The organism is Rhodococcus sp. GB-02 (genome assembly GCF_053470465.1).
This window is the reverse complement of record NZ_JBPUKE010000002.1, coordinates 17,578-32,093: the sequence shown is the minus strand read 5'-3', so window position 1 is coordinate 32,093 and position 14,516 is coordinate 17,578. Positions and strand designations below refer to the sequence as shown.

11 protein-coding genes are annotated in these 14,516 nt (G+C 63.4%); 3 read left to right on the top strand and 8 right to left on the bottom strand.

Translation table 11 applies throughout. The features are described 5' to 3' along the window. Nucleotides 1–40 precede the first annotated feature (40 nt). The 4 genes from ACSW29_RS13130 to ACSW29_RS13115 form a co-directional block, all read right to left on the bottom strand. A complete protein-coding gene (locus ACSW29_RS13130; RefSeq protein ID WP_448277460.1) occupies nt 41–1,828 on the bottom strand; it encodes an AMP-dependent synthetase/ligase in 1,788 nt (595 codons plus the stop codon). 139 nt (nt 1,829–1,967) lie between these two features. Further along, complete coding sequence (locus ACSW29_RS13125) at nt 1,968–2,666, bottom strand: heme peroxidase (protein ID WP_448277459.1); 699 nt, start codon at nt 2,664–2,666, stop codon at nt 1,968–1,970. A 126-nt stretch (nt 2,667–2,792) separates the two neighbouring features. Then, nucleotides 2,793–3,419, bottom strand: a complete 627-nt coding sequence (locus ACSW29_RS13120; RefSeq protein WP_448277458.1) for a phosphoribosyltransferase — start codon at nt 3,417–3,419, stop codon at nt 2,793–2,795. A gap of 55 nt (nt 3,420–3,474) precedes the next feature. Then, the gene (locus ACSW29_RS13115; protein WP_448277457.1) at nt 3,475–4,302 is read right to left on the bottom strand and encodes a carbon-nitrogen hydrolase family protein; all 828 of its coding nucleotides are present in this window, start codon (nt 4,300–4,302) and stop codon (nt 3,475–3,477) included. Between the two features lie 102 nt (nt 4,303–4,404). On the opposite strand from ACSW29_RS13115, the gene ACSW29_RS13110 reads away from it, so the two are divergent. Next, nucleotides 4,405–6,171, top strand: coding sequence for a DEAD/DEAH box helicase (locus ACSW29_RS13110; RefSeq protein ID WP_448277456.1), 1,767 nt, complete (start codon nt 4,405–4,407; stop codon nt 6,169–6,171). A 104-nt stretch (nt 6,172–6,275) separates the two neighbouring features. Here ACSW29_RS13110 and ACSW29_RS13105 read toward each other — a convergent pair whose 3' ends face one another. The 4 genes from ACSW29_RS13105 to ACSW29_RS13090 all read right to left on the bottom strand — a co-directional run bounded on the left by ACSW29_RS13105 (nt 6,276) and on the right by ACSW29_RS13090 (nt 10,909). Then, nucleotides 6,276–8,174, bottom strand: a complete 1,899-nt coding sequence (locus tag ACSW29_RS13105) for an ABC transporter ATP-binding protein (protein WP_448277455.1) — start codon at nt 8,172–8,174, stop codon at nt 6,276–6,278. Nucleotides 8,175–8,266: 92 nt separating this feature from the next. Continuing rightward, nucleotides 8,267–8,857, bottom strand: a complete 591-nt coding sequence (locus tag ACSW29_RS13100) for an AMIN-like domain-containing (lipo)protein (protein ID WP_317829009.1) — start codon at nt 8,855–8,857, stop codon at nt 8,267–8,269. Nucleotides 8,858–8,913: 56 nt separating this feature from the next. After that, the gene (locus ACSW29_RS13095; RefSeq protein ID WP_448277454.1) at nt 8,914–9,324 is read right to left on the bottom strand and encodes a YchJ family protein; all 411 of its coding nucleotides are present in this window, start codon (nt 9,322–9,324) and stop codon (nt 8,914–8,916) included. A gap of 22 nt (nt 9,325–9,346) precedes the next feature. Then, a complete protein-coding gene (locus ACSW29_RS13090; RefSeq protein WP_448277453.1) occupies nt 9,347–10,909 on the bottom strand; it encodes a long-chain-fatty-acid--CoA ligase in 1,563 nt (520 codons plus the stop codon). Between the two features lie 262 nt (nt 10,910–11,171). Here ACSW29_RS13090 and ACSW29_RS13085 point away from each other — a divergent pair, with 262 nt between their 5' ends. Both ACSW29_RS13085 and ACSW29_RS13080 read left to right on the top strand, forming a co-directional pair. Then, nucleotides 11,172–11,945 carry an ABC transporter ATP-binding protein gene (locus ACSW29_RS13085; RefSeq protein ID WP_230817455.1) on the top strand — a complete coding sequence of 258 codons (774 nt, stop codon included), beginning with the start codon at nt 11,172–11,174 and terminating at the stop codon, nt 11,943–11,945. Between the two features lie 4 nt (nt 11,946–11,949). Continuing rightward, nucleotides 11,950–14,484, top strand: coding sequence for an ABC transporter permease (locus ACSW29_RS13080; RefSeq protein ID WP_448277452.1), 2,535 nt, complete (start codon nt 11,950–11,952; stop codon nt 14,482–14,484). Nucleotides 14,485–14,516: the final 32 nt, after the last annotated feature.

The window sequence follows — 14,516 nt, the reverse complement described above, 5'->3', positions numbered from 1 at the left end:
GTTCGCATTCGAACCGGGCCAGACGCGTGAAAGACGAGGATCAGGCGTACAGGTCGCTGATCTTGGTCTTGTGAGCTTCGTGAATGATGTTGCGCTTGAGCTTGAGCGTCGGCGTCAGTTCGCCGGTTTCCTGGGTGAAGTCGACCTCGAGGATCGTGTACTTCTTGATCTGCTCGGGGTTGGAGACCTTCTTGTTGGCGTCGGCAACGGCCGAGTCGATCTCGGCGATCAGATCGGCGTTCTTCACCAGATCGGCAATCGCGGTGTTCGCGGGTAGGCCGTTGCGCTCGACCCATCCGGGCAGTGTTTCCGGATCGAGGGTGATCAGTGCACCGATGAACGGCTGACCGTCACCGACGACGAGGCACTGGCTGATCAGAGCGTGCGCGCGCAAAGAGTCCTCGAGGCCTGCCGGTGCGACGTTCTTACCGCCGGCGGTGACGATGATTTCCTTCTTGCGGCCGGTGATCGAGACGTAGCCCTCGTTGTCGATCGATCCGAGGTCGCCGGTGTGGAACCAGCCGTCGACGATGGATTCCGCTGTGGCCTTCTCGTTGTGCCAGTAGCCGGCGAACACTACCGGGCCCTGCAGGAGGAGTTCGCCGTCTTCGGCGACTCTGGCGGCGTGGCCGTTGATCGGTTTGCCGACGGTGCCGACGCGCTGCGCGCTCGAGGTGTTGACGGTGATCGCGGCGCTGGTCTCGGTGAGTCCGTAGCCCTCGTAGATCGGGATGCCGACGCCGCGGAAGTAGTGGCCGAGGCGCGCACCGAGGGCTGCGCCGCCGGAGACTGCACGCTCGCACTCGCCGCCCAGTGCTGCGCGCAGCTTCGAGTAGACGAGCTTGTCGAATACCGCGTGCTTGAGCTTGAGTGCCAGTCCGGGGCCACCCTTTTCGAGGGATTCGCTGTATTCGATGGCCGTGGCAGCAGCCTTGTCAAAGATGCTGCCCTTGCCGCCGTCGACAGCTTTCTGACGAGCCGAGTTGTAGACCTTCTCGAACACGCGGGGCACCGACAGGATGAAGTTGGGCTTGAAGCCGGCGAACTGCTCGAGGAGCGTCGTCAGATCCGACGTGTGGGCGACGGTGACCTTGGCGTCGAAAGCGCCGAAGGAGATCGCTCGCGCGAATACGTGGGCGAGCGGCAGGAACATCAGCGTCTTCTTGCCGGGGACCATCGACTCCGGCATGGCCAGGCGGCAGGCGTTGGACTCGGCGTAGAAGTTGGAGTGCGTCAGCTGAACGCCCTTGGGGCGTCCGGTGGTTCCGGAGGTGTAGATCAGGGTCGCGGGCGAGGCTGCGGTGACCTGGTGACGACGAGTGTGCAGTTCTTCGTCGGTGATTGCGGAACCGCGGCTGGACAACTCGTCGATGGCACCCGACTCGATGACCAGAACTTCGCGGAGGGATTCTGCGCCGTCGGTGACTTCCTTGTGGGTCTCCGCGTGCTTGGCCGTTTCGACGACCAGAAGTGTCGTCGCGGAATCCTCGAGGATCCACTGCGCCTGGTCAGGGGAGGAGGTCTCGTAGATCGCGACGGTGCATCCGCCGGCAGTCCAGATGGCGTAGTCGAGAACGACCCACTCGTATCGAGTAGCGGACAGGATAGCGACGCGGTCGCCGAGCTCGACACCCGAAGCGATCAGGCCCTTGGCAACTGCGGAGACCTGCTTCGCGAATTCAGCTGCGGTGACATCGACCCATCCACCGTTCGACGGCCTCTTGAACGGCACGAATGTGGGGTCTTCTTCGGCATGACGGAACACGGAGTCGGCCATTGAAACGTTCTCCGGAATTGAGAACGACTGTGGAACTGAGAACTCGCGCACTATTGACCCCTCCAGTGACTACTGACATTTCTGATGTGCATTGCATCACATTAGTCGGCATTTTGCACTGTCGTTACTATTCGGTAGAACTGGTCGGGCGCTGACCTGCAGTTTAGTGTGACCGGCTGTTTACGGTTACTCAGGCGACGTGTTGGAGCGTGCGGCCGTGTACGGACAACCAGCGGCGAATTGCGTAGTCCAATCGGTCCGGATCCACTCCGAGTTGCTCTGCAGTAGCTGCAAGGATCTCCGAGGTGTCTCCCGGCAGTTCGCTGGTGCCGAGTGTTGCGCTGATGAAGGTGTCGGCAGCGGTGCCCAGATCGGTGTGGGGGATTCCCGCCAACATCAACAGGTGCGCCCAGGTCACTTCGGAACCGTCTCCGCAGGCGTCGACCCAGGCGTGGTGAACCGCATCGAGTGCGTTGTCGGAATCAGCAGCGGAAAGCAGGTCCTCGACGCTGTTGATCCGCAAGTGATGGAGTTTCTCGGCGACCTGTTGGATGTGACGTGCCTCGATGGGGACACCCGTCGCCGTGTAGCGGCGCTTGTACGAGCCGATCTTGCCTGCCCACTGATCCGAGCTCCCGGCTTCCTCGAACGTGCGGAGGAGTTCGCGTGCGCCGTCCGTGACGGGTTTGTCTTCGCGGGCTTTCCGGTAGGCGAGGTAGCGATCGACGACGGTCACTTCGCTGTGGCCCGACGTGGACTGAACGGATTCGATGATGCACAGGGCGAGGCTCTGTCGATAAGCGTCTGACGCAACCCATGCGGACGGGTCGCCCAGGCGGTCACGGCACGCGGCTGCGACGGCGTCGACGGTATCGGTCGAGATGGTCACGGTTCCTCCAGAAAGCCGAATTCTTTTTGTTCCATTTGGGCTATCGGCACCGAGGAGCGAAATGTTGCACACATCACAAATTCTCAGAGATCTCTTGGACTGCGCTCAGGCTCGAGAGGTGGCCTCTCAGGCGAGGAAGGTCAGCACTTCGTCGTCACTGAGTTGATGAAAGTCCTCGAATGCGGCACCGACGCCGCCCAACAGTGCCGGAACGAAGGGGCATATGACGCGATCGGCAGTGCACGCGATCACTCTCATGGCTTCGGGGGAGGCGACGGGTACAGCGACGATCACCGAGGCGGCACCCGCGGTGCGCGCACACCGGCAGGCAACTGCAGCGCTCGCACCTGTGGCCATTCCGTCGTCGACGATCACCGCAGTGCGTCCGAGGAGGGAAACCGGGGTCCGGCCCTCGCGAAGGAGTCGCGCTCGCCGCTCCAATTCGAGTCGTTCGTCGCGTTCGACGGCGACGAGTTCTCTTTTCGAGACGCGAGCCGCTGCGATGACGTCGTGATTGAGGACCCGCACGCCGCCCTCACCGATAGCGCCCATCGCCAGTTCCGGGTTGTAGGGACTACCGAGCTTGCGCACCACCACGATGTCCAGCGGAGCGTTCAGTGCCGCCGCCACCTCCGCTGCGACCGGTACTCCGCCGCGTGGGAGTCCGAGAACGACCGGCTTGTCGATACGCAAAGACTCGAGCCGCCCGGCCAGAAATTTGCCGGCGGAAGATCGATCCCGATACTGGGTCACTGCGATGTCCTCGAGAAGCTCGAACCCCGACCTGTTCGACGCTACTCGCTGCAGGTCACCGAGACGAGACCGTGAACCTCCGCAGCGCGAGAGCGGGATTCTTCTCGCGTACTTCGGCGATTCGTGCGGCCGTGACAGCCGCGGTGGCGACCCCGACCTGCTCGCCCAGTGAACACATCACGACGCCCATCGGGTCGACGATCATGCTGGCACCCGCGCCGCCGCGCGCGCTCTGATCCGCCGCTGCGATGTACATCGTGTTCTCGATGGCCCGGGCGCGCACGAGAGTGGTCCAGTGGTCTTCCTTGAGCGGCCCGGGCACCCACTGGGCGGGCAGGAGCAAGACGTCAGCGCCGACGTCGACGATGCGCCGGGTGACTTCCGGGAAACGAAGGTCGTAGCAGGTCTGGAGGCCGAAGGTCAGGCCGTCGCACCCGAAAGTCTGCGGTTCGGTGATGTCGCCCGCACGGATCACGGCCGATTCCTGGTAGCCGAAGGCGTCGTAGAGATGCAGTTTGCGGTAGGTCGCCACCAGTTCGCCGTTGGGGTCCACCGCGACGAGGGTGTTGGAGATTCTGCTCACGTCGTCGATTCGCTCGTTCATTCCTGCCACGAGGAAGATTCCGAACTCCGCGGCGACCGCCGCAAGTGCCGAACCGAATTCGCCGTCCAGGTCCTCCGCGGACTCGATCAGTCGCTCGTCCGTCTTCGGTGCGGTGAACATCGAGTACTCCGGCGCCACGACAACTTTCGCGCCCCGTGCTGCTGCATCGGAAGCCAGTGATCGCAGTGATTCGAGGTTGGCTTTCTTGTCCGTCCCCGGGGCGAATTGGGCAATCGCGACAACGGTCTGGGCGGGGGTGGCTGTGGTGGCTGCGGTCATGCTTCCTACGCTAGGCGAAACCCGCTGGGAGGGTGGATCTGTCGTAAATGCACCCCCGGTATGTCGTCGTGTCTATACTCTATCCGCTAAACTGCTGGTCAAATGAGTGATATTGAGCGTGACCCCGAACCCCCAACATTTGCCGACCTCGACATCGATGATCGGGTACTGAAGGCACTGTCAGACGTGGGCTACGAGTCGCCCTCGCCCATTCAGGCTGCCACCATTCCGCCACTGCTCGAAGGCAAGGACGTCGTCGGTCTCGCACAGACCGGTACCGGCAAGACCGCAGCCTTCGCAGTTCCCGTTCTGTCGCGGATCGACACGTCGATCAAGCAGACCCAGGCGCTGGTGCTTGCTCCCACGCGTGAGCTGGCGCTTCAGGTTGCCGAGGCATTCGGCAAGTACTCCGCCCACATCCCCGGACTCAACGTCCTGCCGATCTACGGTGGCCAGAGCTACGGCGTCCAGCTGTCCGGCCTGCGCCGTGGTGCGCACGTTGTCGTCGGTACCCCGGGTCGTGTCATCGACCATCTCGAAAAGGGCACCCTGGACCTGACCAATCTCAAGTACCTCGTTCTCGACGAGGCCGACGAGATGCTCAAGATGGGTTTCCAGGAGGACGTCGAGCGCATCCTCCGCGACACCCCCGGCGACAAGCAGGTTGCCCTGTTCTCGGCAACGATGCCCGGCTCGATTCGCCGGATCTCGAAGCAGTACCTGAACAATCCGGTCGAGATCACCGTCAAGTCCAAGACGTCGACCGCCTCGAACATCACGCAGCGCTACATTCAGGTTGCTCATCAGCGCAAGCTCGATGCACTGACCCGGGTCCTCGAGGTCGAGGCTTTCGAGGCGATGATCATCTTCGTCCGTACCAAGCAGGCCACCGAAGACCTGGCGGAGAAGCTGCGCGCCCGCGGGCACTCGGCTGCCGCGATCAACGGCGACATCGTCCAGGCACAGCGTGAGCGGACCATCGGTCAGCTCAAGAACGGCGCCCTCGACATCCTCGTCGCGACCGACGTTGCTGCTCGAGGCCTCGACGTGGATCGAATCTCCCACGTCGTCAACTACGACATCCCCCATGACACGGAGTCGTACGTTCACCGCATCGGTCGTACCGGTCGCGCCGGTCGTCAGGGTGACGCGCTGCTGTTCGTCGCTCCGCGTGAGCGTCATCTGCTCAAGTCCATCGAGAAGGCGACGCGTCAGCCGCTTGCGGAGATGCAACTTCCCAGTGTCGACGACGTCAATGCCCAGCGTGTGACCAAGTTCGGTGACTCCATCACCGAGAGCTTGGCATCGGAGAATCTCGCGATGTTCCGCAAGATGATCGAGGACTACGACCAGGAACATGACGTTCCGCTCATCGACATCGCTGCCGCCCTGGCACTGCAGTCGCGCGACGGTGAGGCATTCCTGCTGGCTCCCGAGCCGCCGGCACCGCCGCGTCGTGAGCGTGAGCCCCGTGAACCTCGTCCCCCTCGCCGTTTCGACGACGGCCCGGCTCCTCGCTCGCGTGGACCCGAGGGTCAGGAATTGGCCGCGTACCGCATCGCAGTCGGCAAGCGTCACCGCGTCGTGCCGGGTGCCATCGTCGGTGCCATCGCCAATGAGGGCGGGCTTCGTCGCAGCGACTTCGGGCACATCAGCATTCGCCCGGATCACAGCATTGTCGAGCTGCCGGCCGACCTCTCCAATGAGACTCTCGAAGCTCTGCGTCGCACACGCATCTCCGGAGTTCTGATCCAGCTGCAGCCTGATTTCGGCCCGCCGCAGGGACGTCCGAGTGGGCGTGGTGGCCGTGATGAACGCGGTGGACGTGACGACCGCCGTGGTGGCGGACGCGAACGCTACAACGACTGACGTACAGCTTCAACGTCTTGACATAAAGACTGAAACAGGCGCTGACCTCCGTGAGGAGGTCAGCGCCTGTTTTTTGTGGGGTGGTGGCAGGGGGGCGGGCAGTATCAGATCGGCGTCGGCTCGAGAGCGCTGTTCTTCCTGGCGTTGGTGTCGAACTGCGTGCGGTACAACTCGGCGTAGCGACCACCGCGTGCAAGCAGATCCTCATGATTGCCGCGCTCGATGATCCGGCCTGCCTCGATGACAAGGATCAGGTCGGCTGCCCGGATCGTGGACAAACGGTGTGCGATCACCACAGCAGTCCGCCCGGCGAGTGCTTCGCCGAGTGCTTCCTGAACCGCGGCTTCCGACGTCGAGTCGAGATGCGCGGTGGCCTCGTCCAGGATGACGATGCGAGGCTGGGCCAGGAGCAGTCGTGCGATGGTCAGGCGTTGACGCTCACCGCCTGAGAGGCGGTATCCGCGTTCACCCACCACTGTCTCCAATCCGTCGGGTAGCGACGCAACCAGGTCGGTGAGCCGTGCTCGCTCCAGGACCTCACGCAGATCTTCTTCGGTGGCATCCGGTCGCGCGAGGAGCAGGTTGGATCGAAGGCTCTCGTGGAACAGGTGCCCGTCCTGCGTGACCATGCCGACGGTCTCACGGATGGAATCGGAACTGAGGTCTCGGACGTCGACGCCGCCCAGCTCGACCGATCCGGAGTCGATGTCGTAAAGGCGCGGAATCATCTGCGCCACGGTCGACTTTCCGGCTCCGGATGTGCCGACCAGGGCAATCATCTGTCCCGCCTCGGTGCGGAACGAGAGGTCGTGCAGCACGTCCTCGCCGCCGCGGGTGTCGAGTATCGCGACCTCCTCCAGCGAAGCGAGTGACACCTTGTCGGCAGACGGGTAAGCAAAAGTGACGTTCTTGAACTCGACGGATACCGGGCCCTCCGGCACCTTGCGTGCATCGGGCTTCTCGGTGATGAGCGGTGCCAGATCGAGAATCTCGAATACGCGCTCGAAGCTGACCAGAGCGCTCATGATGTCCACCCGGGCGCTGGCCAGTGCGGTCAACGGCGAGTACAGCCTCGTGAGCAGTAGCGCCATCGCGACGACGGAGCCTGCGTCCAACTGACCGCGCAGCGCGTAGAAGCCGCCGAGGCCGTAGACGAGGGCAAGGGCAAGCGCGGAGACCAGCGTCAGTGCTGTGACGAAGACGGACTGCAGCATCGCGGTCCGGACTCCGATGTTGCGCACACGCCTGGCACGAACCGCGAACTCCGCAGACTCTTGCGAAGGGCGACCGAACAGCTTGACCAGAGTCGCGCCGGGAGCGGAGAACCGTTCCGTCATCTGGGTGCTCATCATCGAATTATGGTTGGCAGCTTCACGATTGAGTGCCGCGAGTTTTGCGCCCATCCGCCGTGCGGGGATCACGAAGATGGGGAGAAGTACCAACGCGAGCACGGTGATCTGCCACGAGATCCCGAGCATGACGATCAGCGTGATCACCAGCGTGACCAGATTGCTGACCACTCCGGACAATGTGTCGCTGAAGGCGCGCTGAGCGCCGATGACGTCGTTGTTGAGACGGCTGACGAGCGCTCCGGTTCGAGTTCTGGTGAAGAACGCGATCGGCATCTTCTGGACGTGATCGAAGACGGTGGTGCGCAGATGCAGGATCAGATCTTCACCGATGCTGGCCGAGAGCCACCGGGTCAGCAGGCCCAGAGCGGCTTCGAGAATTGCGACCAATGCGATCAGGGCGGCAAGTTTGACGACCACGTCGACGGCGTCGCCGCCGACTATCGCGTTGACCACGCGCCCGGCGAGGACAGGTGTTGCCACGGCAAGCGCAGCCGTGACGACGCTCAGTGCGAGGTACCAGCTGAGATTGCGTTTCTGCGGGACTGCGAACGTCGCGATCCGCTTCAGTGTCGCCTTCGAGAACGGGCGCCGATCTTCTTGCGCGTGCATCGCGTTGTACATCGCGTTCCACGCGGTGACTTCCATGCTCATGACTTCGCCCCTCCGGTCGCCGGCCACGAAGATTACGCGGCCGGTACGACACGAAGGTAGAACCTAAACCAAACTTCAGGTCAAGTGCGGCCTCAGCGGGCGACGTCGACCACCACTCGCGGAGGATCGCTGAGCGTCGTCACCGTGAACGGCTGCTTCTCGGTCACACCGATGAACGACTGCGTGACTCCTTCGAACACGTTCGACCCGTTGACCTCGGTCACGACTCCGCCGACGCCGGGAATCGGGTTGGGGCCGGAGTACTGTTCGACTCCGCTGTCGAAGGGATAGGCGGAACCGTCGATCAGGACCTGGATCACTGCGGCGCCCTGGATGTCCACGGGCTTTCCGCTGCCTTCCTGCGTGGCCGCGTCGACGTACTTGACGCGCCATCCGGGTGTGCCGGTGCCGCCCATCTCGTAGACGACGCGATCGAATCCGTCGTGCTCGCCCACGCGGACGTCGACGACGGTGAGCTTGGATTCGGTGCCCGCTGCCGATGTCTTGTCGGAGCTGTCCGTCGGGACTGGTTCTGTGGTCGACGCTGCGGCGCTCGAAGTCGAGGTGACGGCCGAGGTGGCTGCCGTGGGAGTGGTCTCCGCGTCCTGCGAACAGGCAGTCAGGCTCACGCCCACTGCGATGGCAGCGACAGCGGCAAATGATCTCGTCCGGTTCGTTGTCATGACTCGATCGTAGGGCTCGCGTTATCGGGTTCCGCGGCGGCGGTGCCCGGAGTTACCTAACCGATATCGCCGTCGATGTAGAGCCACTTGCCGTCAGTTCGCGCAAATCGACTGCGTTCGTGGAGCATTCCCCGCTCGCGCCCGAATGCGTAGTGAGCGCGAAATTCAACGACGCCGTCGGGATCGAACAGGCCGCCTCGTTCGGTGTCCAGGATCTCCAACCGGAGCCATTTCTGGTTGGGATCGAGATCGAGTTCGGTGGGGCGATTGTCGGGATGCCAAGTCCGCGTGAGGTATTCGTTGTCCATCAGAGTGAAAGCCGTGTAGCGCGAACGCATCAGGGTTTCGGCGGTCGGGGCATGCGCCGCCCCGCTGAGGTACTTGCCGCAGCACTCGACCAACGCGTTGCCGCTGCCGCACGGGCACGGATCGTTCGGTCGGGGTGTGGTGGGGCGGCGCGAAGTCACCGCCCCATTACAGCACGGGTTCTCAGACCAGCTTGTGTTCGCGGTTCTCCCAGTAGGGTTTGCGGAGGTCGCGTTTGAGGATCTTTCCGGTGGGATTGCGAGGAAGGATCTCGACGACGTCGATACTGGTCGGGCACTTGAACTTTGCGAGGCGTTCTTGTGTGTAGGTGATCAGTTCGGTTTCGTCGATCTGCGCATCGGCGGTGAGAACCACGACGGCCTTGACGGTTTCACCCCAGCGGTCGTCGGGAACGCCGATGACCGCGACCTCCGCAATTGCCGGATGCTCCACCAATACGCGTTCGATCTCGGGGGAGTAGACGTTCTCGCCGCCGGTGATGATCATGTCCTTGAGACGGTCCTCGATGAACACGAAGCCGCCGGAGTCGGCGCGGCCCATGTCGCCGCTGCGCAACCATCCGTCGGCGGTGATGGTTTCGGCCGTCGCCTCGGGCTTGCCCAGATATCCGGGTGTGCACTGTTCGGATCGCCACCACAGTTCGCCGGTCGTACCGGTGGGCACGTCCTCGAGCGTGACCGGGTCCACCACGCGCATCTCGACGCCGGGGATCGCCGTACCTGCAGATGCCATGCGCTCGACCTGCGCCTCGTCGCGGTGAACGTCCGGCATCAACGCAGTAATGACACCTGCCATTTCGGTCATACCGTAGACCTGGACGAACTCGGTGTCCGGCCAAGCCTCGAGTGCTGCTCGCAACAACGGAAGGGGCATGGGGGCGGCGCCGTACGTAATGCGTTTGAATGCCGTGAAGGCGGCGACCGCCTGCTCGCCTGCGGCGAGGACTCCGGCAATGACCGGTGGGACGAGAAAGGCGATGTTGGCTCCGGCGGCGAGACCGGCGAAGATCGACGGTCCGTCGGCTTCTCTCGTGAAGTAACAGCGCCCACCGGTGTGAATTGCCATGATGGCGTAGCACGTTCCGCCGACGTGGAACATCGGCATCGCGATCAAGAATCGGTGATCCTCGTGGGCCGGCAGGATTTCGAGGACATTACTGCTGTGCGCGAACAGGTTTCGATGCGTGAGCTGGACACCTTTGGGGCGACCGGTCGTCCCGGAACTGTAGAGAACAAGAGCGGTGGCATCGGGGCTCACCTCGGGGCGGGAGTGCAGTGGTGTGACCTCGTCGATCCACGGTTCGAACTCGTCGTGTTCACCGCCGACGGCGAAGATCGATTCGACGGCCGTCAATCGGTCGCGCATGGCGACGATCTGGGGCAGGAGATCGCTGCCGACGAACAGAATGCGAGCGCCACAGTCCGCGAGGACGTAATCCAGCTCTTCGCCCGAAAGTCGCCAGTTGGGAATGACATTCGCGGCGCCGAGCAGTGAGGCGGCGTAGGTGACTTCGAGGCAGGACAGATGATTCTTGTCGACGAACGCGACAGTGTCGCCGGCGCCGATGCCGGATTCGGCGAGGGCGGCGGCGATACGCAAGATGCGGTCCCGCCACTGTGCCCACGTGTACTCGGTCCCTTGGAAGGTCATCGCTGCTTGATCAGGCTTGACCGTCGCCCAGTGCTCTAGCCGATCGAAAATGATTCCAGCGGTGGCGTCGGACATTCGGCCGCCTCTCTCGTGTGATTGGTGTCACAAGGTTAGTGTGCGCCCGCCATTCATATCGCTGTTTCTCGCCAATGCACGCCCCTGGGATGGCCGTCAATTCTCAGACCCTGATCGGCTCGGCCGTGGATATCAGGGTGGTCCCCGATGGCGGGCGGGCCCCACACCCGACAGGATGGAACCAACCATTGCGGGCGTCCGTGTTTTCACGGGCGCCCGCCACGCCCGCAAAGTAGCACCGAAGTGAACAGGAAAGGCGATCATGAGTTCGCACGCCCAGGATGTCGCGGCCCGCGCAGTCGGCCTGTCCAAGACCTACGGCACCGGAGATACCCAGGTGCACGCCCTCAGTTCGGTGTCCGCAGATTTTGCCCGCGGTGAGTTCACGGCGATCATGGGGCCATCCGGTTCCGGCAAGTCGACGCTGATGCATTGCCTCGCCGGTCTGGATTCCGCCAGTTCGGGTTCTGTCCTCATCGGCGACACGGAACTCACGACGCTCTCCGACAAACAGATGACGCAACTACGACGCGACCGCATCGGATTCGTCTTTCAGGCGTTCAACCTGGTGCCGACGCTGACGGCGCTCGAGAACATCACGTTGCCGCTCGACATCGCAGGACGCAAAGCGGATCAGACCTGGCTGGACAGCGTCCTGACCAAGCTGGGGCTCGGGGATCGGCTCGATCATCGGCCCGGCGAGTTGTCGGGTGGTCAGCAGCAGCGTGTGGCGTGTGCGCGTGCGCTGGCGGGTCAGCCGGAGATCATCTTCGGCGACGAGCCGACCGGAAACCTCGATTCGAAGTCCTCCGGGGAGGTGCTCTCGATCCTGCGCGCAGCGGTCGACGAGTTCAATCAGACCGTGGTGATCGTGACGCACGATCCGCGGGCAGCGGCGTATGCCGATCGGGTGGTATTCCTCGCGGACGGCAAGATCGTCGACGAATTGCGCGAGCCGACGGCGGATTCGGTCCTCGACCGGATGAAGCGTCTGGACGCTCCGCAGGCGGTCGTGAACGTGGAAGCCGGGGCTTGAGCACATGGCTTCGGTAAGCAACTCGCCTATGCGCAAGGTTTCCCTGCGCAACTTGGCGGCACACAAAGTGCGACTTGCGCTGACGGTTCTCTCAGTGGTGCTGGGCACGGCCTTTGTCGCGGGGTCGTTCGTTTTCACCGACACCCTCCAGAAGACTTTCGATTCGATTTTCGAGAACACCGCCCAGGGCGTCGACGTCCGGGTATCGATGGAAGACCGCAACACCAGCGGCGTTCCAGTGGAGGACGTCGACAAACTTGCGGCGGTCGACGGCGTCCGGGCGGTAGCCCCGGCCGTCAGCGGACAAATCGTCCTGATCAATGCAGACGGCGGTGCTGTTCAGACCGGCGGCGCGCCAAGTATCGGTCAGTCCTACCTACCGCCGGGCCAGGCGATTGCCGAACCCGACACTTTCGTCGAGGGCTCGCCTCCGACACAGACCGGCCAGGTCGCGCTGAACACCAGCGCCGCCGAGCGAGCCGGACTGACGGTGGGGGACTCCGCCAAGGTTCTGGCACCGGCCCGCGGAATCGTGGACGTGACGCTGTCCGGCATCTACGAAGGTGCCGGTAGCGACACCGGTGGATTCATCGGTGCCCTCTTCACCGACGAACAGGCACGAGGACTCTTCACCGACGGTCGGCACGTCGAATACATCGACGTTGCGGGCGCCGGGGTCTCGCAGACAGAACTGCAGCAACGCGTCGAGCAGGTATTCCCTGATCTCAAGGTGCAGACCGGTGACCAGGTTCGTGAGGAGACCAAGGCCGAGGTCGACTCGGCGCTGAGCTTCATCAACTACTTCCTGTTGGCGTTCGGTGCGATTGCTCTGCTCGTCGGAACGTTCATCATCTACAACACCTTCTCGATGATCGTGGCGCAGCGCCTTCGTGAGCTGGCACTGCTGCGTGCAATCGGTGCCAGCCGAGCGCAGGTCGGCCGTTCCGTGGTCACCGAGGCGCTCGTGGTCGGACTCATCGGCAGCATCATCGGTCTGCTCGGCGGTATCGGTCTCGCCTACGGATTGCGCAGTCTGCTCAACACATTCGACGTCGGTCTGCCGGAAGGCCCGCTCCAGGTGGGTGCCCGCACGATCATCGTCGCGTTGGTGGTCGGCGTCGTCGTCACGACGCTCAGCGCTTACGCCCCGGCTCGTCGTGCGTCGAAGATCCCACCTGTGGCGGCCATGCGTGAGGAGTTCGCCTCTACCGGTGACTCACTGCGAGTGCGGACGCTGATCGGTGCGATCCTCGGCGTGGTCGGTGTGGCACTGCTCGTGTTCGGCTCTCGCGGTACCGGCGGCGGCGCGGCTCTGATCGTCGGGCTCGGTGCGTTCTCGTTGATCATCGCAGTTCTTCTCGGGGCACCGGCGCTGTCGCGGCCGATCGTCGGCGCGCTCGGTGCCGTGTTCGCCAAGCCGTTCGGCGCCATCGGGCGGCTGGCTCGCACCAATGCGGTGCGCAATCCTCGTCGTACGGCCGCAACGGCATTCGCGCTGACTCTCGGTCTGATGCTGGTGACGGTCATCGGAGTGTTCGGTTCCTCGGCCAAGGCGAGTATCAATGCTCTTGTCGACGTGGGTGTCTCGGCCGACTACATCCTGACCGGACCCAACGCGATAGGTGTGCCGCGCGGTGCGGCCGACGCCGTCCGGCAGGTGCCCGACGTGCAGAGCGCGACGTCCTTGCACGGAGTGCGCGCGAAGGTCGACGGTGAGGACGAGCAAGGCGCTTCGTTCGACGGCCCGATCGAAGGCGTGCTCGAGTACAAGATCCTCGAGGGCACGGTCGATCTGACCGGCAACAACATGCTCGTCTCGAAGTCGACTGCGGACGACAAAGGGTGGACTGTCGGCTCGACTCAGACGCTGACCGGTCCCGGCGGCGTCGAGTACCAGACCGTTGTCGCGGGAGTGTTCGAGGACAACCAGCTGATCGGTTCGTGGATCGTCTCGGACGAGGCGTACCGGAAGCTGATGCCGGCGGAGAGCTTGCCGGACTTCGTGGTTCTGGTGAAGGCGAAGCCGGGGGCGGATCTGACGACGCTGCGATCCGAACTCGAAACGGCGACGGAGAAGTACGTTGTCGTCCAGGTGCAGGATCGTGAGGAGTTCAAGGGAACTCAGGGGCAGCAGATCAACACGTTGTTGGCAATCCTCTACGGTCTCCTTGCACTCGCGGTCGTGATCGCGATCCTTGGCATCATCAACACGTTGGCACTCTCGGTGGTCGAGCGGCGACGAGAAATCGGAATGCTGCGAGCCGTCGGCATGCAGCGTGGACAGATGCGACGCACGATCTACCTCGAATCGGTGCTCATCGCGGTGTACGGCGCGGCGGTCGGAGTTGTTCTCGGCATCGCGTTCGGGTGGGCGTTCGTCAGCACTCTCGCGGATCAGGGCCTCGACAAGATCACGATCCCGTGGGGACAGGTGGTCGGAATGTTGATCGGCTCCGGTGTGGTCGGCGTCTTGGCGGCGCTGTGGCCGGCCAACAGAGCGGCCAAGACGAAGCCGCTGGAGGCGATTGCGGACATGTAGGGCCTTCGGCCCGTGCGCACTTTTGGTAGCGG